A 19,600-nucleotide genomic window follows, 5' to 3' on the forward strand; every position below is an offset into this window, starting at 1 on the left:
CGGGCCGGCCGCGCCGCGGGATTCCGCCCGGAGATCACCGGAGGCATGCTGGTCGCGCGCGGTCGCCCCCGCGCACCGGGCCGCCCAGCCCGCGTGATCACGTTTCCGACAGGAGCCGCGCCCGAATGAGGATCATCGCAGCCGACACCGTCGTCACCGGCCCAGGCCGCAACTTCGTCACCCTCCGCATCACCACCGACGACGGCCTCACCGGCGTCGGCGACGCCACCCTCAACGGACGCGAACTCGCCGTCGCCTCGTACCTGCGCGACCACGTCGCCCCGCTGCTCACCGGGCGCGACGCGGGCCGCATCGAGGACACCTGGCAGTACCTGTACCGGGGCGCCTACTGGCGGCGCGGCCCGGTGACGATGGCCGCCGTCGCAGCCGTCGACACCGCCCTGTGGGACATCAAGGCGAAGGCCGCGGGCATGCCGCTCTACCAGCTGCTCGGCGGGGCCTCCCGCACCGGCGCCCTCGCCTACGGGCACGCCTCGGGGCGCGACATACCCGAGATCCTCGACTCCGTGCGCGCGGTGCGCGCCGAGGGCTACCGCGCCGTACGCGTCCAGTCCGGCGTACCCGGCCTCGACTCCGTCTACGGCGTGGACGACCCCACGCGCACCGCGGGAACCGCGTCCGGCGGCCACCCGAGGCCCCACGAGGAGACCTGGGACACCGCCGCGTACCTGCGCCACATCCCGCGCGTCTTCGAGGCCGTGCGCGCCGAGTTCGGCCCCGAGCTGCCGCTGCTGCACGACGGCCACCACCGGCTCACCCCCATCCAGGCCGCGCGCCTCGGCAAGGACCTGGAGCCCTACGACCTGTTCTGGCTCGAAGACGCCACCCCCGCGGAGGACCCCACGGCGCTGCGCCTCGTGCGCGGGCACACCACCACCCCGCTCGCCCTCGGCGAGGTCTTCAACTCCGTGTACGACTACGGGCCGCTGCTCTCGGAGCGGCTCATCGACTTCGTGCGCTCCGCCGTCACCCACGCGGGCGGTGTGACCGGGCTGCGCAAGCTCCTCGACCTCGCCGCCGTGCACGGCGCCAGGTCGGGTATCCACGGCCCCGCCGACATCTCGCCCGTGGGCATGGCGGCGGCGGTCCACCTCGACCTCGCCGTGCACAACTTCGGCATCCAGGAGTACACCCGGCACACGGCCGAGACCCTGGAGGTCTTCCGGCCCTCGTACACCTTCGAAGGCGGCGCGCTGCACCCCTCGGAGCAGCCGGGGCTCGGCGTCGACCTCGACGCGGAGGCCGCCGCGCGCTTCCCGTACGAGCCCGCCTACCTGCCCGTCAACCGGCTGCTCGACGGGACCCTGCACGACTGGTGACGCGCGCCGCCGCGCCGCGCGTACCTGCTCCGCGCGGCGCTGCCGTGCCCGTCCGGGCACCGCCGTTTCGCCGGAAGAGGCCGTACGGGCGGACCACGCGTGCGATGCTCGTCACGGAAGGTGGCGGACCGTCCACACGGGGAACGAAGGAAAGTGACGCCATGCCCGCCCTCTGGCTCCAGGTGCTGCGCTCGCTCTCACGGCCCGGCACGGCCCCCGACGACGACATCCTCGCGCGCGCCGCCGCGGACATCGCCCTGCGGGACGACCCGCGGCCCCCGGCCAGCGCCGACGTGGTCCTGGAGATCGCCAGGTCCGAGTTCGCCGCCGTGCTGGGCCGCCCCCAGGCGCAGGCCGCCCTCGACCGGGCCCGCAGAGCCGCCCGCGGCCGTGGGCACGGGGACCGCGGCGGCTAGCCTGCTGACCACCATGAACGATTTGACGACGCCCTGGGGCGAGTACGTACTCACCCGCTACCCCGAAGACCCGCGTGACCCGCTGCGCGCCTGGGACGGCGCCGACGCCTACGCCCTCGAACACCTCGCGGAGACAGGCGCGGACCTGACGGGACCCACCGCCGTCCTCGGCGACCGGTGGGGCGCCCTCACCACTGCGCTCGCGGGCGCCAGGATCGAACAGCTCGCCACCGGGCGGCTCGTCCAGATCACCGACTCGTACCTCACCCAGTGCGCGACCCGCGCCAACCTGAGCCGTGCCGGGATCGGCCACGGCGCGGTGCGCCTCGCGTCCACCCTCGCCACCCCGCCCCCGCGCCTCGACGTGCTCGTCGTCCGCGTCCCCAAGAGCCTCGGCCTGCTGGAGGACCAGCTGCACCGGCTCGCCCCCGCGCTGCACCCCGGCACCCTGGTCCTCGGCACCGGACGCACCACCGAGATCCACACCTCGACCCTGAACCTCTTCACCGGGATCCTCGGGCCCACCAGGACGACCCTGGCACGGCGCAAGGCCCGCCTCATCCTCACCACCCCCGCCGCCGACCGGGTCGGGGCGGCCGCCCCCGGCGCCGCGGGCGCCTGGCCCGTCCGCTACGAACTGCCCCGCGACACGGGGCCTCTCGCGGGGCGCGCGGTCGTCGCCCACGCCGGGGTCTTCAGCGCCGAGCGGCTCGACATCGGCACCCGGTTCTTCCTGCGCCATCTGCCCGCACGGCATGGGCCCGACCACGTGGTGGACCTCGGCTGCGGCAACGGCGTCGTCGGCACCGCCGCCGCGCTCGCCAACCCGCACGCCCGCGTCACGTTCGTCGACGAGTCGTACGGCGCCCTCGCCTCGGCGGAGGCCACCTACCGGCTCAACCTCGCATCGCCCCAAGAGCCCGCGACCGCGGCCGACTTCGTGCTCGGCGACGGGCTCGCCGACATGCCGCCCGGCAGTGTGGACCTGGTCCTCAACAACCCGCCGTTCCACAGCCACCAGGCCACCAGCGACAGCACGGCCCGGCGCATGTTCACCGGGGCGCGCAGCGCGCTGCGCCCCGGCGGCGAGCTGTGGGTCGTGGGCAACAGGCACCTCGGATACCACGCCAAACTGCGGCGCCTGTTCGGCAATTGCGAGGTCGCGGCGAGCGATCCCAAGTTCGTCGTCCTGCGGTGCGTCAAGAACTGACCAACACTTCCTGTGCCTTCCTCCGTGCCGGGCCGCAGGTGCGATGTGCCATTCCACAACGGCTTGTAAATGCCAGGCCACGCGGCCTATGTTGGCGCGTATGCAGTCGTACACAATCGGTCAGGCGGCCAGGCTGCTCGGGGTGAGTCCCGACACGGCGCGCCGCTGGGCCGACGCAGGCAGGGTCGCCACGCACCGTGACGACAGCGGCCGCCGCCTCATCGGTGGCCGCGACCTCGCCGCCTTCTCCGTCGAACTGGCCCAGGGCGACGGCGAGGAGGACGAGGCGTCCGACACGTCGGTGCGCAACGCGTTCCCCGGCATCGTCACCGCGGTCAGGCTGGGCGACGTGGCCGCCCAGGTGGAGATCCAGGCGGGCCCGCACCGCCTGGTGTCGCTGCTCACCCGGGAAGCCGTCGAGGAACTCGGCCTGGAGGTCGGCATGCGGGCGACCGCCCGCGTCAAGGCCACCAACGTGCACGTCGACCGCGCCTGAGCCGCCGTCGTACGACCGGCGTCGCCCGTCCCCGGCGCCCCGCCCCCATCCCCCCGCGGGCCCGGTGGCCCGCACCGCCGAAGGAGTCACCCGCCCATGGATCGTGTCATCCGCCGCCGTGCCGCGGCCGCCGCCGTGGCCGCACTCGTGCTGCCGCTCGCCGCGGCCTGCGGCAGCAGCGACGACAACGGGAAGAAGGCCGACTCGGGCGCGTCCGCGTCCGCGTCGGGCAAGGCACCCGCGGCCGACCTGACCGTGCTGGCCGCCGCGTCCCTGACGGACGTGTTCAAGACCGCGGGCGACACATACATGAAGGAGAACCCCGGCACGAAGGTGAAGTTCTCCTTCGCCGGGTCGCAGGACCTGGTCGCCCAGGTCAAGCAGGGCGCCCCCGCCGACGTGCTGGTCACCGCCGACACCAAGACCATGGACAGCGCGAAGTCCGAGGTCGGCCCGCAGACGGTCATCGCCAAGAACCGCCTGGTGATCGTCACCCAGAAGGGCAACCCCGACCACGTGGGCTCCCTCAAGGACCTCGCGAACCCCAAGCTCTCCGTCGTGCTCGCCGCGCCCTCGGTGCCCGTCGGCAACTACGCCGCCCAGGTCCTGAAGAAGCAGCACGTCACGGTCCACCCGAAGTCCGAGGAGACCGACGTACGCTCCGTCCTGACGAAGGTCGAGACCAGCGCGGACGCGGGCATCGTCTACAAGACCGACGCGGCCACCGCGCCCGGCAAGGTCGACACCGTCACCATCCCCGACAGCCAGAACGCCGTAGCGTCCTACCCGGCCGCGGCCATCAAGGACTCCAAGCAGTCCGCCGCCGCGCAGGCCTTCGTGAAGTGGCTGAGCACCCCCGAGGCCCAGTCCATCCTCCAGAAGGCGGGCTTCCAGCAGCCGTAGGCGCCGCAACGCCCGCGCCGCGCCGCCCGGCCCCGCTCGCCGGGCGGCGCGGCGCTGCCCACCCCCCTCAGGCGCAACCCCCACGGCGCACCCAGGTCAGGACCCACCGGATGAACAGGACCACGCGCGCCCGCACGCGCGGCGCGGGCGCCCCGATCGCCCTCGCACTGCCCGCGCTGCTCGCGGTGGCGTTCCTGCTGCTGCCGCTCGTCGCCGTCGTCACCCAGACCGAGTGGGGCGCGCTGTGGCACCACCTCACCAGCCACGACACCGTGCTCGCGCTGAAGCTCTCGCTGGTCGTATCCTTCAGCGCCCTCGGCCTCTCGCTGCTGTTCGGGGTGCCGCTCGCCTGGCTGCTCGCCCGCGTCGACTTCCCCGGCAAGACCCTGGTGCGCTCCCTGGTGCTGCTGCCGATGGTCCTGCCGCCCACCGTGGGCGGCGTGGCGCTGCTGCTCGGGTTCGGCAGGCGCGGACTGATCGGGCCCTTCCTGGAGCACACCTTCGGTATCGTCCTGACCTTCCACACCTCGGGCGCCGTCGTCGCCGCGGCCTTCGTCGCGATGCCGTTCCTCGTCATCAGCCTCGAAGGCACCCTCGCCGGGCTGCGGCCCGCCTACGAGGAGACCGCGGCCTCGCTCGGCGCCTCGCCCCTCCGGGTCTTCCTCACCGTCACCCTGCCGATGGTCGCCCCCGGCCTCGCCGCGGGCTCCGCCCTCACCTGGGCCCGCGCGCTCGGCGAGTTCGGTGCCACCATCACCTTCGCGGGCAACCTCCCCGGCACCACCCAGACCCTGCCGCTCCAGGTCTACCTGCTGCTCCAGGACTCGCCAGAGGCCGCGACCTCCGTCTCGCTGCTGCTGCTCGTCATCGCCATGGTCGTCCTCGTCGGCCTGCGTGGCCGCTGGGCCGGCGTGGGCGGCGGCGGCCGGGGCCCGGCCGAGGCCCGGCAGGCCGACGAACCCGCCGAGGCGCACACCGCGCCGCCGCCCGCCGCGGACGCGCCGCCCCCGCCGGCCGAACGGTGGGACCTGCACGCCGACGTCACCGGCTTCAACCGCCTCACGCTCGCAGCGGACGGCGGCACCACCATCGCCGTCGTCGGGCCCAACGGGGCGGGCAAGACCACCCTGCTGCGCGCCCTGCTCGGCCTCACCCCCAGGGCCCACGCCGCACTGCGCCTCGGCGGGCAGGACGTCACCCGGCTGCCCCCGCACAAGCGGGGCGTCGCCTGGGTGCCGCAGAGCGGCGCCCTGTTCCCGCACCTGAACGCGCTCGCCAACACCGCCTACGGGCTGCGCGCGCACGGCGTCGCCCGCGCCGAGGCCCGCCGCGCCGCGCGGGAGTGGCTCGACCGGCTCGGCGTCGGCCACCTCGCCCACCGCAGGCCCCACGAACTCTCCGGCGGACAGGCCCAGCGCGTCGCCCTGGCCCGCGCGCTCGCCGCCAGGCCCCGCCTGCTGCTCCTCGACGAGCCGCTCGCCGCACTCGACCAGACCACCCGCGCCCACGTCAGACACACGCTCAGGGGCCACCTCGGAGGCTTCGGCGGGGTCTGCCTCCTCGTCACCCACGACCCGGTCGAGGCCGTGTCGCTCGCCGACCGCGTCCTCGTGCTCGACGCCGGCAGGACCCTCCAGGACGCCGAGCCCGCCGAGGTCAGCCGCCACCCCCGCTCGCCCTGGGTGGCCCGGATGCTCGGCCGCAACGCCTGGTCCTGCACCAGCGGGGGCGGCGCCCTCGACGTCGCGCCCCACGGCCGCCTCGTCGTCGCCGAGCCGCCCCCCGAGGGCGCCGCCGCGCTCGCCGTCATCAGCCCCGAGGCCGTCGCCCTGCACCGCGCACGGCCCGAGGGCAGCCCGCGCAACGTGTGGCCGGGCACCGTACGGGAGATCACCGCGAGCGGCAGCAGGCTGCGCGTCCTCGTCACCTCAGACGAGGTGCCCGACCTGGTCGCCGAGATCACCCCGGCCGCCGCGGCGGAACTCGCCCTCGCCGACGGAACACGGGTATGGACCAGCGTGAAGGCCACCGAGGTCACCCTCGTGGCACTCTGAACCAGGCCACCGGACAGGCACCGGTGGGGGAGCGGGGAGAGGGCCGTGCTGCTGCGCCAACTGGAGTACCTGGTCGCCCTCGCGAGGGAGCGCCACTTCGCCCGCGCCGCCGAGGCGTGCTACGTCTCACAGCCCTCCCTGTCCGCCGCCATCCGCAAGCTGGAGCGCGAACTCGACGTGCCCATCGTGCGCAGGGGCCGCCGCTTCGAGGGGCTCACCCCCGAAGGCGAGCGGGTGCTGCTGTGGGCCCACCGCATCCTCGCGGAGCGCGACGCGCTGCGGCACGAGCTCTCCGCCCTGCGCGGCGGTCTCGTCGGCACCCTGCGGCTCGGCGCCATCCCCACCGCGCTGACCGTCGCGTCCCTGCTCACCACGCCCTTCTGCGAACGGCACCCGCGCGCCCGGGTCGTCATCGACTCGCTGCCGTCCCGCGACATCACCCACCGCCTGGCCGAGTTCGAACTCGACATCGCCCTCACCTACCTCGACGACGACAGCCTCGGCAGGGTGCGCAGGACCCCGCTGTACGAGGAGCGCTACCTCCTCCTCACCCCGAAGGACGGGCCGCTCACCGCCGAGAGCGGCGCCCAGTGGTCGGAGATCGCGCGGCTCCCGCTGTGCCTGCTCACCCCGCAGATGCGCAACCGGCGCATCATGGACGAGTACTTCGCGGCCGACGGCGTCGGCGCGGTGACCCCCTCGGTCGAGACCGACTCCGTCGCAGGGCTGTACGCGCACCTGTCCACGGGCCACTGGTCCAGTGTCATCTCCCACGCCTGGCTGCACATGTTCGGCGTGCCCGAGGGCATGCGCGTCCTGCCGCTCGCCCGCCCGCACCACGGGCCGCGCGTCGGCCTCGTCGTCGCGGACCGCCACCCCGAGCCCCTGCTCGCCCGCGCCCTGCTGGAGACCGCACGGCAGGCCGGGGTCCGCGAGGCGCTCGACCAGCTGCTCGACGTGTACCTGCAACGCCCCTGAAAGAAGGACAAGTCCAAGGGTGAGGGCGGCCGCCTGCGGTGATAGCCGCCGACTATGCCCGTACAGGTACTTTCACTTTGACCCGGGCCGCGCGCCGCCGCCACCGTGGAGACACGTTCCCGCAACGAACGGACGACGCGACCCCCGGATGAGGAGCCTGCCATGGCGAAGGTGCTGTGCGTGCTGTACGACGACCCGGTCGACGGATATCCGACCACCTACGCCAGGGACGACATCCCGGTCATCACCCGCTACCCCGGGGGCCAGACCGCACCCACCCCCGAGGCCGTCGACTTCACGCCCGGTCAGCTCCTCGGCAGCGTCTCCGGCGCCCTCGGCCTGCGGGACTGGCTGGAGGCGAACGGCCACACCCTCGTGGTCACCTCGGACAAGGACGGCGAAAACTCGGTCTTCGAGCGGGAGCTGCCCGACGCGGACATCGTCATCTCCCAGCCGTTCTGGCCCGCCTACCTCACCGCGGAGCGCATCGCGAAGGCGCGGAACCTCAAGCTGGTGGTCACCGCGGGCATCGGCTCCGACCACACCGACCTGGACGCGGCCGTCGCGCACGGCCTCACCGTCGCCGAGGTCACCTTCTCCAACAGCATCAGCGTCGCCGAGCACGTCGTCATGATGATCCTCTCGCTCGTGCGCAACTACCTCCCCTCACACCAGTGGGTGCTGGACGGCGGCTGGAACATCGCGGACTGCGTCGCGCGCTCCTACGACCTGGAGGGCATGCACGTCGGAACGGTCGCCGCGGGGCGCATCGGCCTCGCCGTGCTGCGCCGCCTCGCGCCGTTCGACGTCGTGCTCCACTACACCGACCGGCACCGGCTGCCCGAGGAGGTCGAGCGCGGGCTCAACCTGACCTGGCACGCCAGCGCCCAGGACATGGTCCCGCACTGCGACGTCGTCACCGTCAACGCGCCCCTGCACCCGGAGACCGAGGGCCTGTTCGACGACAAGCTCATCTCCACGATGAAGCGCGGCACCTACCTCATCAACACCGCACGCGCGAAGATCGCCGACCGGGACGCCGTGGACCGCGCGCTGCGCAGCGGGCAGCTCGCGGGCTACGCGGGCGACGTATGGTTCCCCCAGCCCGCCCCCGCCGACCACCCCTGGCGCACCATGCCCCACCACGGCATGACCCCGCACATCTCCGGCTCCTCACTCTCCGCGCAGGCCCGCTACGCGGCCGGCACCCGTGAGATCCTTGAGTGCTTCCTCGCGGGCAGGCCGGTGCGCGAGGAGTACCTCATCGTCGACAAGGGGGCGCTCGCGGGCACCGGAGCCCACTCGTACTCCGTCAACAAGTGACCCGGGTGCGCTGAGGCGCCGCGCCGCCCTCCCCGGGCGCCCGTCGCCACCGCCCCGGCCGCCGTCCACGGCCGGGGCGGTCTCGGCGCGCTGACGTGGATTCGGCAGACTGGGGGCCGTGCCCCCTCTTCCCCGACAGTCCCAGCGCCCCGCCGCAGGCCGCGGCGGCGCGAGCGCGGGCGGCCACGAAGGACACATGATCGTGTGCGGTGACGACGGGCTGGCCAGGCGGCTCGCGAACGAACTCCACGAGCTCTACGGCGAACGCGTCGTCCTCGTCATGCCGTCCACCGCCACCGTCGAGTCGCGGCGCGCGTGGTTCGCCGCCCGCAGGGGCGACCCCACCCTCCGGGTCATCGAGGCGGCCGAGCCCCGCGAGGACGTCCTGGCCGAGGCGGGCATCGCGGACGCCGCCGCCCTCGCCCTCGCCTACGAGGACGACGAGGCGAACATCAGGGCCGCCCTCGCGGCCCGCCGCGCCAACCCCGGCCTGCGGCTGGTCATCAGGCTCTACAACCGCAGGCTCGGCGAGCAGCTCGCCGACCTCCTCGACCAGGCGGGCGCCGCCGCGGACGGCGGCCAGGGCCCGCAGGCGGCCGCCGCGGGCTCCCTCACCACCGTGCTCTCCGACATCGCCACCGCCGCTCCCGCGCTCGCCGCGACCGCCGTCGCCGGCACCAGCAGGGCCATCGTCGCGGGCGGCGTCCTGCTGCGCGCCGTGGAGCGGGGCGCCCCCACCGAGGGCGGCGCCCCACAGCCCCCGCTCGCCACACTGGCCCTGCTGTCCACCGGCACCACCGGCGCGGGCGCGCCCTACCGCGGCGGCGACAGCCCGGAACTCCTGCCGGACGACGCGGCGGTGGCCTCGGCCGCGGAGCGCGGCCGGGTCGTGCTCGAACAGGTCGCGTCGGCGGGGGAGGGCACCACCCGGCCGGCCGGCCGCGGCGCGCCGCTCGCCGCGATCTTCTCCCGGCAGGTGCGCTGGTCCTTCGCGGGCATCAGCGCCGCCGTCGCCGCCCTGGCGTTCGCCACCTGGGGCCTCACCGGCACCACCCCGCAGGGCGCCCTCTACCTCGTACTCCTCGACCTGTTCGCCATCGACGACCCGGCGCTCGGCTCCTCCCTAAGCCGCCAACTCCTCCAGCTCCTCGCCGGGTTCGCCGGCCTTCTGCTGCTGCCGCTGGTCACGGCCGCCGTGCTTGAGGTGTTCGGCACCTACCGCACGGCCTCGTCGCTGCGCCGCCCGAGCCGCGGCCTTTCCGGCCATGTCGTACTCCTCGGGCTCGGCAAGGTCGGCGGGCGGGTCCTGCGCGAACTGCGGGCCCTTGACATCCCTGTGGTCTGCGTGGAGGCCGACCCGAACGCGCGCGGCATCCCGGTGGCCAGGGGCCTGCGGGTGCCGACCGTCATCGGCGACGTCACCCAGGAAGGGGTCCTGGAGGCCGCGGGCATCGAGCGTGCCGCCGCGCTCCTCGCCCTCACCAGCAAGGACACCACCAACCTTGAGGCCGTGCTGGGCGCCCGCTCCCTCGTGCCGAACCTGCGGGTCGCGCTGCGCCTGTACGACGACGATTTCGCGACGGCCGTCTACCGCACGATGCGCACCGCCTATCCGGCGGCGCTGACCCGCAGCCGCAGTGTGTCCGCGCTCGCCGCCCCGGCCTTCGCGGTGGCGATGCTGGGCCGGCAGATCGTCGGCGCGATCCCGGTCGAGCGGGGCGTCCTGCTCATCGCGACCCTGGAGGTCGAGGGCCACCCGCAGCTCGAAGGGCGCGCCGTGGACGACGTGTTCACCCCCGGCGCCTACCGGGTGGTGGCGGTGGAGCGGCCGGCCGAGCGCAGGGGACCCGGCGCTCCCGTGCCGCCCGGCGACTACGTCCTTGCAGCAGGCGACCGGGCCGTGGTGGCGGTGACCCAGCGCGGACTCGCCGAGCTCGTCGGCCGCCGGGCCGCGTCCCGGTAAGGCCGCGTCCTCCCGCTCGTCACCGAACTCGCTTACTCTCTTGGCTGTTTGGCACCACCGGCATGCCCCATCCATGCACCCCTAAGGACGTACCCCCATGGCCAGATCCGTCCGTGCCGCCACCGTCGCAGGCGCCGCCGCCCTCGTCGCCCTGCTGGGCTCCCCGGCCTCGGCGGCCGACGTGCAGCAGCTGCCGTACTCCCGGTCGACGGCCGTCGGCATCCACAACACCTACGACCCGGCGGCCTTCCCGTACCTCGCGGACGGGCTCGACACCGGGGCCGGGCTGATCGAGCTCGACACCTGGACCAACCTCGCCGGCCCCGCCTTCCGGGTCTCCCACGACCCCGTGGGCAACAGCGACAACTGCACGGGCGCCACCACCGTCGCGGGCCTGACCTCCGGCTCCACCGACAAGGACCTGGCCGGCTGCCTCACCGACCTGAAGACGTGGAGCGACGCGCACCCCGACCACGCGCCGGTCGTCGTCAAGGTGGAGATGAAGGACGGCTTCCTCGCGAACCAGGGCCGCGGCCCCGACGAGTTCGACGCGCTCGTCAACAGCAAGCTGGGCGGCTCCGTCTTCCGCCCCGCCGACCTGACGGGGGGCACGTACCCCACCCTCGACGCGGCCGCGACCGCCGGCGCCTGGCCGACCAGGGCGCAGCTGCGCGGCAAGTTCGTCTTCGAGCTGATACCGGGCACGGTCGAGGAGCAGAACCCCTTCGACCACCTGTGGACCGACCAGGAGTACGCGACCCACCTGCGCGACCTCCAGGCCGCCGGCAACCTGGCGCAGGCCGCCGCCTTCCCCGCCGTGCACACCGTCAACACGCCGGGCGACCCCCGCACCCGCTACGCCGACACCACCCTGCGCCCCTGGTTCGTGTTCTTCGACACCGACGCCAACGGCTTCGTGACCAACGGCATCGACCTCGACTGGTACGACGAGAACCACTACTTCGTGGTGCTGACCGACGCCCAGAACGTCGCCCCCGCCATCGACGGCACCAACCCCACGGAGCAGGAGGCCAGGGACCGGCTCGGCCTGCTCGCCCAGGACCACGCGAGCATCGTCTCCGCCGACTGGCGCTCCCTGCCGTCGGTCGACTCGGCCGTCGTGCCGCGCGGCTGGGCCCAGTAGCGCCGCCGCCTGCCGCCCGTCCGTCCGCACCCCCGCGGGACGGACGGGCGGGCGGCAGCCGGGGCCGGTCAGTCCCGGCCCGCAAGCACCGTCTCCACCGTGTCCGCGTCCTGGGGCCGCTTGTCGGGCCGGTGGCGCAGCACCCGGGCGAACCGCAGCGCCACCCCCGCCGGGTAGCGGGTGGAGCGCTGGAGCCCGTCGTACGCGATCTCCACCACCAGCTCGGGACGCACCCGCACGGTGAACCCGTCGTCGTCGACGGCCAGTTCGCGCAGCCGCTCGGTCTGCCACGCCAGCATCGCGTCCGTGAGGCCCTTGAAGGTCTTGCCGAGCATCGCGAACGTGCCGTCCGGCCGCAGCGCCCCCAGATGCAGGTTGGACAGCGTGCCCGTGCGCCGCCCGTGGCCCCACTCGGCAGCCAGCACCACCAGGTCGAGTGTGTGCACCGGCTTCACCTTGAGCCACCCGGCGCCCCGCCTGCCCGCCCCGTACACCGTGTCGAGGCCCTTGGCCACCACGCCCTCGTGCCCGCGCCCCAGCGTCTCCCGCAGGAACGCCTCACCCGCGGCGCGCCCCGCCTCCCCGTCGTCCACCACCACCCGCCGCACCCGCAGCTCCTCGGGCACCAGCCGGGCCAGCGCCGCGTGCCGCCGCGTGTAGGGCAGGTCCAGCAGGCCGGCGCCGTCCTCGGCGAGCACGTCGAAGAAGACCGCGGAGAGCGGCACGGCGGCCGCTGCCGTCGCCACGTCCGTGCGCGAGCCGACCCGCCCAGCGACCTCCTGGAAGGGCCGGGGCCTGCCGTCCGCGCCCAGCGCGATGACCTCGCCGTCCAGTACGAACCGGTCCCCTGCGAGGGCCCGCGCCGCAGCGGCGACCTCCGGCAGCCGGTCCGTGATCTCGTCGAGCGTGCGGGTGAAGACCCGCACGGCCTCGCCGTCCCGGTGCACCTGCACCCGGATGCCGTCGAGCTTCTCCTCCACCGCGCACCCGCCGAGCCGCTGTGCCGCGTCCGCCACCGAGGGCGCCGACTGCGCCAGCATCGGCAGCACCGGCGAACCCACCGTCAGCCGGAAGGCGGCCAGCGCGCCGGGCCCCTCGGCGAGCAGCCGCTCCGCCACCCGCGACACCGACCCCGCGAGCATCACCGCCCTGCGCACCGCGGCGGGCTGTGCCCCGGCCGCGATCGCCAGCGCCTCCACCGCGACCGCGTCGAGTGCGCCCTGCCGCACCTCGCCCGCTACCACACCGGTCAGGAACCGCTGCTCCCGCTCCGTCGCCCTGCCCAGCAGCTCACCCACGAGACGCCTGCGCTGCGCCTGCGCCCCCGGCCCGGAGACCGCGGCGAGCGCCGTGAACGCCGCGTCCACCTCCCGTACCGTCAGCGACGCCTCCGCGGCGGGCGGCGGCGGGTCCTTCAGCGCGCTCCAGCCCACCCCGATCCGGCCCTGCGGCAGCCGCCCCGAGAGATACGCGATCACCACCGGCACGTCCTCGGGCTCCGCGTCACGGAACACCTCGGCGATCAGCGCGATCTTGCGGGAGCGGGCCGAGGTCTCGGCCACCTCCCCCGACACACGGGCGAGCGGAGCCAGCAGCATGACGCCATGGTGCACCCGGCCCCGCGCACCCGCCCTGTGAAGGGGGCCGGGCGGGTCGTAGGCTGGCCGCCACGGTGCGCCGGAGCCCGGCCCGGGACCATCATCCTCGGGGCGGCGGGTACGGGCCGGGCCCGCTGCCGGGTCCGGCCCGTACCCGCCGCACGCGCGCGCGGCCATACTGGACGGGCCGGGAGGCGACCAGCGAAGCGACGGGGGCGACAGCGGGCCATGGCCGACACCAGGCTGATCCAGAGCCGGTACCGACTGCTCGAACTGATCGGGCGCGGCGGGATGGGCGAGGTGTGGGAGGCGCGCGACGAGGCCCTCGGCCGCCGCGTCGCCGTCAAGTGCCTCAAACCGATCGGACCCGAGCAGAACGAGGCCGTCACGCGCGTGATGCGGGAGAGGTTCAGGCGCGAGGCGCGGGTGGCCGCCCAGCTCCAGCACCGCGGCGTCACCGTCGTGCACGACTTCGGCGAGTACGAGGGCGTGCTCTACCTCGTGATGGAGCTGCTCGCCGGCCGCAACCTCGGCCAGCTCCTCACCGACCACGGTGGCCCGCTGCCCGTCGCCGACGTCGTCGACATCACCGACCAGGTCGCCGACGCCCTCGCCTACACGCACGACCAGGGCATCGTGCACCGCGACCTGAAGCCCGCGAACATCATGCGGCTCACCGACGGCACGGTGAAGATCTGCGACTTCGGCATCGCGCGCCTCGGCCACGACGTCGGGCTGACCTCCAAGCTCACCAACACCGGCATGGCGATGGGCACTCCGCACTACATGTCGCCCGAGCAGATCTCGGGCGGCGACACGGACCGCCGCAGCGACCTCTACTCCTTCGGCTGCGTACTCTACGAACTGGCCACCGGGGCACCCCCGTTCGACAAGAGCCACGCCTGGGCCATCATGGTCGGCCACCGCATGACGGAGCCGGTACCGCCCCGCGAGCACCGGCCCGAGCTGCCCGCCCACCTCGACGCGCTCATCCTCGACCTCCTCGCCAAGAAGCCCGAGGACCGGCCCGCGGAGGCCGCGGAGCTGCGCCGCAGACTGGCGGGCGGCGGCCCCGCCGCGCCCCGCGCGGGCGTCTCGTTCGTCCGGGCGCCCGTGCCGCAGCCCGCCGACAACTGGACGGGCGAGCGGGCCGCGCAGGCCGCGCCGGGCGGTGCGGACGACGGTCCCGACGACCGGCCGAGCGGCCCCCAGCCGCTGCCCGCCCGGATGACGGACCCCGCGCTCGCCACGCCCCCGGCCGTCACTCCCGCCTCGGGCACCCCCGTCTCCACCCCGGTCGGGGCCGCCGCGCAGCCGGGCGACCGCCGCTGCCCGCCTGGACCCGCGGCATGACGGCGGGCCACCGGCCCGCGGGCGCCGCCCCGCCGCGGCCCTCGCCCGGACCAGCCGACGCGCTCACCGGCACCTGGACCCGCGCCCTGCCGGGCGGCCCGCAGGCCCCCGCCACCGCGCAGACCCCGAAGCGGCGCCCGACCCCCACGCCCGAGCGGCTCGCCGCCCTCGCCGACCGGCACAGGTCGGGCCTCGGCCTCGGCAGACTCGGCCGCTGGGCCGAGGCGGAGGAGGTGCACCGGGCGGTCGCCGCGGAACGCGAGACCTACCTCGGACCCGGCCACCCCGACACTCTCGACAGCCGGTACGAGACGGCCTACGCGCTCAGCAGGACCGGCAGGCCCGCCGAGGCGCTCGACCTGTTCACCCGGGTCGCCGAGGGCCGGGAGCGCACCCTGGGGCCCGACCACCCCGACGTGCTCGCGGCCCGGCAGGAGACCGCGTACGTGCTCGGCAGGCTCGGGCGTCACGCCGAGGCGCACGCCGTGTACGCCTCGGTGCTCGCCTCCCGCGAGCGCACCATGGGCCCCGACCACCCCGACACCCTGCGCTGCCGGCACAACCTCGCCTTCAGCCTCAGCAGGCTCGGCCGCGTCGAGGACTCCCTCGCCATGGCGCGGCAGGTCGCCGCGGCCCGCGCCAGGGTCCTCGGCGACGCCCACCCCGACACCCTCGTCACCCGCTACGAGGTCGCCTACGCGCTCGGCCGGCTCGGCCGCTGGCAGGAGGCGCTCGACCTGTACCGCGAGGTCGCCCTCGCCCGAGCCCAGGTCCTCGGCGCCGACCACCGCGACACGCTCGCGGCCCGCTACGAGATCGCCATCTGCCTCGGCCGGCTCGGCCGCAGCGAGGACGCCCTCGGGCAGTTCCGCGCCCTGATCGCCGACCGGTCGAGGAGCGGCGGCCCCGCCGATCCCGAGACCCTGCGCGCCCGGCACGGCTACGGCGTGAACCTCGGACGGCTCGGCCGCTGGGAGGAGGCGCTCGCGGAGGCCCGCGACATCGCCGCCGTACGGGGCCGGGTCCTCGGACCCGACCACTCCGACACGCTCGTCAGCCGCCGGGAGGTCGCCGTGGCGCTCGGCTGGCTCGGCCGCTGGTCCGAGGCGCTCACCGAGTACCGGAAGGTCTCGGCCGCCCGCGCCAGGGTGCTCGGCGAGGCCCACCCCGACACCCTGACCGCGCTCGGCGACGAGGTGCACTGCCTGGAGCAGCTCGGCAGCGCCGAGGAGGCGGAGCGGCTGCGGTGGCGGATCGCGGCGCTGCGCGAGGGGCCGGGCTCCGCCACGGCGTGAGACGCCACCCGCCGCGGGCCTTGGCCGCGCGACGGCCGCGTGTTACGAAGTGCCATGCCCGCACTCACCACGTACGACGCCGTGATCGTGGGCGGCGGCCACAACGGACTGGTCGCCGCCGCCTACCTCGCCGGGGCAGGACGCTCCGTCCTGGTGCTCGAACGCCGCCGGGCGACCGGGGGAGCGGCCGTCTCCGCCCGGCCGTTCGCCGGCGTGGACGCCCGCCTCTCCCGCTACTCGTACCTCGTCTCCCTGCTGCCTGACAAGATCGTCGGCGACCTCGGACTGCGGTTCTCGGTGCGGCGCAGGAGCGTGTCCTCGTACACACCGCACGGGGACGGCGGACTGCTCGTGGGGAAGGGGCGCACCCGCGCCTCGCTCGCCGGACTCACCGGCGGCGACGCCGAGTACGTCGCCTGGGAGCAGTTCTACGGCACCACGGCGCGGGTCGCGGAGCGGGTCTTCCCCACGCTGACCGAGCCCCTGCCCACCCGTGCGGAGCTGCGGGAGCGGGTGGACGACGAGGGCGCCTGGCGGATGTTGTTCGAGGAGCCGATCGGCGCCGCCGTCGAACGGCGCTTCGCGCACGACCTGGTGCGCGGCGTGGTGCTCACCGACGCCCTGATCGGCACCTTCGCCGACGCGCACGACCCCTCCCTGCTCCAGAACCGCTGCTTCCTCTACCACGTCATCGGCGGCGGCACCGGCAGCTGGGACGTCCCGGTCGGCGGCATGGGCGCCCTGACGGACGCCCTCGCCTCCGCCGCCCGCGCGGCGGGCGCGGAGATCCGCACCCGGCACGAGGCGGTACGCGTCGAGACCGGTGCGGCGGGCGCCGAGGTGACCTACCGCACGGGCGACCGCGAAGACACCGTCGGCGCCCGGCACGTGCTGGTGAACGCCTCTCCCCGGGAACTCGCCGCGCTCGTGGGCGACGCGCCGCCGCCCCCGGCGGAGGGCGCGCAGTTCAAGGTCAACATGGTGCTCAGCAGGCTGCCCCGGCTCAGGGACGCCTCCGTGGACCCGCGTGACGCGTTCGCGGGCACCCTGCACGTCGCCGAGGGGTACGAGGCGCTGGGGGCCGCGTACCGGGAGGCGTCGGCGGGGCGCCTGCCGTCCGCGCCACCCTCGGAGATCTACTGCCACACGCTGACCGACCCGTCGATCCTGGGTCCCGAGGAGGCCACCGCGGGTCTCCAGACGCTGACCCTCTTCGGCCTGCACACCCCCGCGCGGCTGTTCGCACGGGACAACGAAGCGGCCAGGGAGCGGCTGCTGGCCGCGACCCTCGCGCAGCTGGACGAGCGGCTGGCCGAGCCGCTGGCCGACTGTCTCGCGCGCGACGCGGAGGGCCGCCCCTGCGTGGAGGCGAAGACCCCGCTTGACCTGGAGCGTGAACTCGGTCTGCCCGGCGGCCACATCTTCCACCGGGACCTGTCCTTCCCCTGGGCGGACCGCTCGGACGGGCCGGGCGGTCCGGACGCGGTGCCGGGCCGCTGGGGCGTGGAGACGGCGCATCCGCGCGTGCTGCTGTGCGGCGCGGGGGCGGTGCGCGGCGGCGGGGTCAGCGGCGTCCCAGGGCACAACGCGGCGATGGCGGTGCTCGGCCGGTGAGAGGGGACGCGGCCCGCGCCGCGCGCCCTCGCACCGGCCGCCGTGGCGCCCGACGGTGTGTCAGGTGGCGGAGCGCGTCCAGCCGTCCGCGGCCACGCGCCCGGCGTCGGCGCGGCGCCGCTCGTCGAAGGCGGTGCCCGCGCCGTCCGTGACGCGCTGGCCCGCCACGTACACGCCGCGCCCCACGTACAGCTTGTCGGTCGTGTACCGCCACCTGAGCCGTACGGCGCGGCCCCGGTGGGCCGAGAGGTCGGCGCTGACGCCGTGCCAGACGCGGCCCGACCAGCCGGTCACCGAGCCGTCCCGGTGGTCGAGGGCCGGGCCGCCGCCCGTGGTGACGAAGGGGACGGCGGTCCAGGTGCCGCCCGCGTCCGACGACGCCTCCAGGTACACGGCGTCGGAGGCGGGCTCGGTGTCCCACCACAGCGACGCCTCGTAGCGCGGGTGCGCGGACGACAGCGCCAGGTCGGGGAGGGTGAGCGTGGCGCTGGTGGCGCTCGCCATCCCGGAGAACCAGGCGGTGCGGCCCTCGGGAGGCGTGACCGCCACGGCCCGCGCCATCCGGTTTCCCGTCGCCACCCGCGGCGCGCTGCCGGAGCGCCAGGTGCGCACCGGGTGCACGGAGTTGCCGAGCACGATCAGGAACGAGTCGGTCGTCGGGTCGATGACGATGCTCGTACCGGTGAAGCCGGTGTGCCCCGCGGTCGTCGGCGTCGCCATGGCGCCCATGTACCAGTGCTGGTACAGCTCCCAGCCGAGGCCGTGGTCGTCGCCGGGGAACGCGGTGTTGAAGTTGGTGAACATCAGCTTCACCGACTCGGGCCGCAGGACGCGCGCGGTGCCGTACGCGCCGCCGTTGAGGAGCGTACGGGCGAGTACGGCCAGGTCGCCCGCGCGCGAGAACACCCCGGCGTGGCCCGCGACGCCGTCGAAGGCGTACGCGTTCTCGTCGTGCACCTCGCCCCAGACGAGGCCCCGGGAGAGCGCGGACCACGGCGGTCGCTGCACCTCCGTCGCGGCGATCCGCGGCTTCCAGGAGGCGGGCGGGTTGTAGCGGGTGGCGGTCATGCCGAGCGGCTCGGTGATCCCCTCGCGCACCAGCAGGTCGAGCGGGTGTCCTGTGATCTTCTCCAGCACCAGCTGGAGGGAGATCATATTGAGGTCGGAGTAGAGGTAGACGGTGCCCGGCCGGTGGATCGGTGCCTCGTCCCACAGCATGGTGAGCCGGGCCGCGCGGTCCTGCGCGTCGTAGAACGGCAGGTCGGCCTGGAGCCCCGAGACGTGCGTGAGCAGCATGCGCACGGTGATGTCCTGCTTGCCGCCGCCCGCGTACTCGGGGAGGTAGCTCGCGACCGTCGCGTCGACGTCGAGGCGCCCGCGCTCGATCTGCTGGACGGCGACGACCGAGGTGAACAGCTTGGAGAGGGAGGCCAGGTCGTAGACGGTGTCCTCGGCCGCGTCGATCTGCCGGTCGGCGGGGAACTCCGGGGCGGTGTCGGTGGCGGCGTCGTAGTCCGCGTACCTGACGGCCCTGCCGATGGCGCGGTGCAGCGCGATCGTGCCGCCCCGGCCCGCGAGCAGCACCGCGCCCGCGTAGTACGGGTGCTGCGGCGACGGGCCGAGGTAACTCTCCGCGTCGCTCACCAGCAGGTCGAGCTCGTCGGCGAGGAGGCCCGCCTCGCGCGGGGTGCCGCGCCGCAGCGTGGTGGCGCCCGGTGCGCGCCGCCCGACGGGCGCGGCGGCCTGCGCGGCGCCCGCGAACGGCAGCGGGCCGAGCGCGAGGGCGCCGCCGAGCGCGAGGGCCGTGCCGCCGAACAGGCGCCTGCTCACCGCTCTGCCCGCGCCGGCACCCGCATGATCCTCCGTCAGGTCTTCTGCCATCGGACGCCTTCCCCTGAAAGTATCTTTCGGTC

At 74.8% G+C, this 19,600-nt stretch carries 13 protein-coding genes and 1 pseudogene; 12 read left to right on the forward strand and 2 right to left on the reverse strand.

Annotation, left to right across the window (positions count from 1 at the left end):
• Window positions 1-125 precede the first annotated feature (125 nt).
• From manD to ABEA77_RS25390, 10 genes are all read left to right on the forward strand, one after another.
• Window positions 126-1,340 carry a D-mannonate dehydratase ManD gene (gene manD, locus ABEA77_RS25345; protein ID WP_345652019.1) on the forward strand — a complete coding sequence of 405 codons (1,215 nt, stop codon included), beginning with the start codon at window positions 126-128 and terminating at the stop codon, window positions 1,338-1,340.
• 161 nt (window positions 1,341-1,501) lie between these two features.
• Window positions 1,502-1,756, forward strand: coding sequence for a hypothetical protein (locus ABEA77_RS25350; protein WP_345652022.1), 255 nt, complete (start codon window positions 1,502-1,504; stop codon window positions 1,754-1,756).
• 13 nt (window positions 1,757-1,769) lie between these two features.
• Window positions 1,770-2,966, forward strand: a complete 1,197-nt coding sequence (locus ABEA77_RS25355) for a methyltransferase (RefSeq protein WP_345652025.1) — start codon at window positions 1,770-1,772, stop codon at window positions 2,964-2,966.
• Window positions 2,967-3,066: 100 nt separating this feature from the next.
• Window positions 3,067-3,462, forward strand: a complete 396-nt coding sequence (locus tag ABEA77_RS25360; protein ID WP_345652027.1) for a TOBE domain-containing protein — start codon at window positions 3,067-3,069, stop codon at window positions 3,460-3,462.
• Between the two features lie 96 nt (window positions 3,463-3,558).
• Window positions 3,559-4,365, forward strand: a complete 807-nt coding sequence (modA, locus tag ABEA77_RS25365; protein WP_345652030.1) for a molybdate ABC transporter substrate-binding protein — start codon at window positions 3,559-3,561, stop codon at window positions 4,363-4,365.
• Between the two features lie 110 nt (window positions 4,366-4,475).
• Entirely contained in the window at window positions 4,476-6,419 is a 1,944-nt protein-coding gene (locus ABEA77_RS25370) for an ABC transporter permease (RefSeq protein WP_345652033.1), read from the forward strand.
• Between the two features lie 45 nt (window positions 6,420-6,464).
• Window positions 6,465-7,397 carry a LysR family transcriptional regulator gene (locus ABEA77_RS25375; RefSeq protein ID WP_345652036.1) on the forward strand — a complete coding sequence of 311 codons (933 nt, stop codon included), beginning with the start codon at window positions 6,465-6,467 and terminating at the stop codon, window positions 7,395-7,397.
• Between the two features lie 162 nt (window positions 7,398-7,559).
• Window positions 7,560-8,720, forward strand: a complete 1,161-nt coding sequence (locus ABEA77_RS25380; protein ID WP_345652039.1) for an NAD-dependent formate dehydrogenase — start codon at window positions 7,560-7,562, stop codon at window positions 8,718-8,720.
• 196 nt (window positions 8,721-8,916) lie between these two features.
• Window positions 8,917-10,683 carry a potassium channel family protein gene (locus ABEA77_RS25385; RefSeq protein WP_345652097.1) on the forward strand — a complete coding sequence of 589 codons (1,767 nt, stop codon included), beginning with the start codon at window positions 8,917-8,919 and terminating at the stop codon, window positions 10,681-10,683.
• Between the two features lie 97 nt (window positions 10,684-10,780).
• Entirely contained in the window at window positions 10,781-11,827 is a 1,047-nt protein-coding gene (locus tag ABEA77_RS25390) for a phosphatidylinositol-specific phospholipase C domain-containing protein (RefSeq protein ID WP_345652041.1), read from the forward strand.
• A gap of 68 nt (window positions 11,828-11,895) precedes the next feature.
• Here the strand turns inward: ABEA77_RS25390 and ABEA77_RS25395 are convergent, their stop codons facing one another.
• Window positions 11,896-13,425, reverse strand: coding sequence for an ATP-dependent DNA ligase (locus ABEA77_RS25395; RefSeq protein WP_345652044.1), 1,530 nt, complete (start codon window positions 13,423-13,425; stop codon window positions 11,896-11,898).
• Between the two features lie 228 nt (window positions 13,426-13,653).
• On the opposite strand from ABEA77_RS25395, the pseudogene ABEA77_RS25400 reads away from it, so the two are divergent.
• Window positions 13,654-16,073, forward strand: a pseudogene (locus ABEA77_RS25400) (serine/threonine-protein kinase).
• A 54-nt stretch (window positions 16,074-16,127) separates the two neighbouring features.
• The gene (locus ABEA77_RS25405; protein WP_345652047.1) at window positions 16,128-17,687 is read left to right on the forward strand and encodes a phytoene desaturase family protein; all 1,560 of its coding nucleotides are present in this window, start codon (window positions 16,128-16,130) and stop codon (window positions 17,685-17,687) included.
• Window positions 17,688-17,747: 60 nt separating this feature from the next.
• Here ABEA77_RS25405 and ABEA77_RS25410 read toward each other — a convergent pair whose 3' ends face one another.
• Window positions 17,748-19,568 (reverse strand): serine hydrolase domain-containing protein, encoded by a 1,821-nt coding sequence (locus ABEA77_RS25410; protein ID WP_345652050.1) that lies wholly within the window; start codon window positions 19,566-19,568, stop codon window positions 17,748-17,750.
• Between the last annotated feature and the right edge of the window lie 32 nt (window positions 19,569-19,600).

Origin of the sequence: Streptomyces tremellae, assembly GCF_039540215.1 — a bacterium.
Lineage (GTDB): Bacteria > Actinomycetota > Actinomycetes > Streptomycetales > Streptomycetaceae > Streptomyces > Streptomyces tremellae.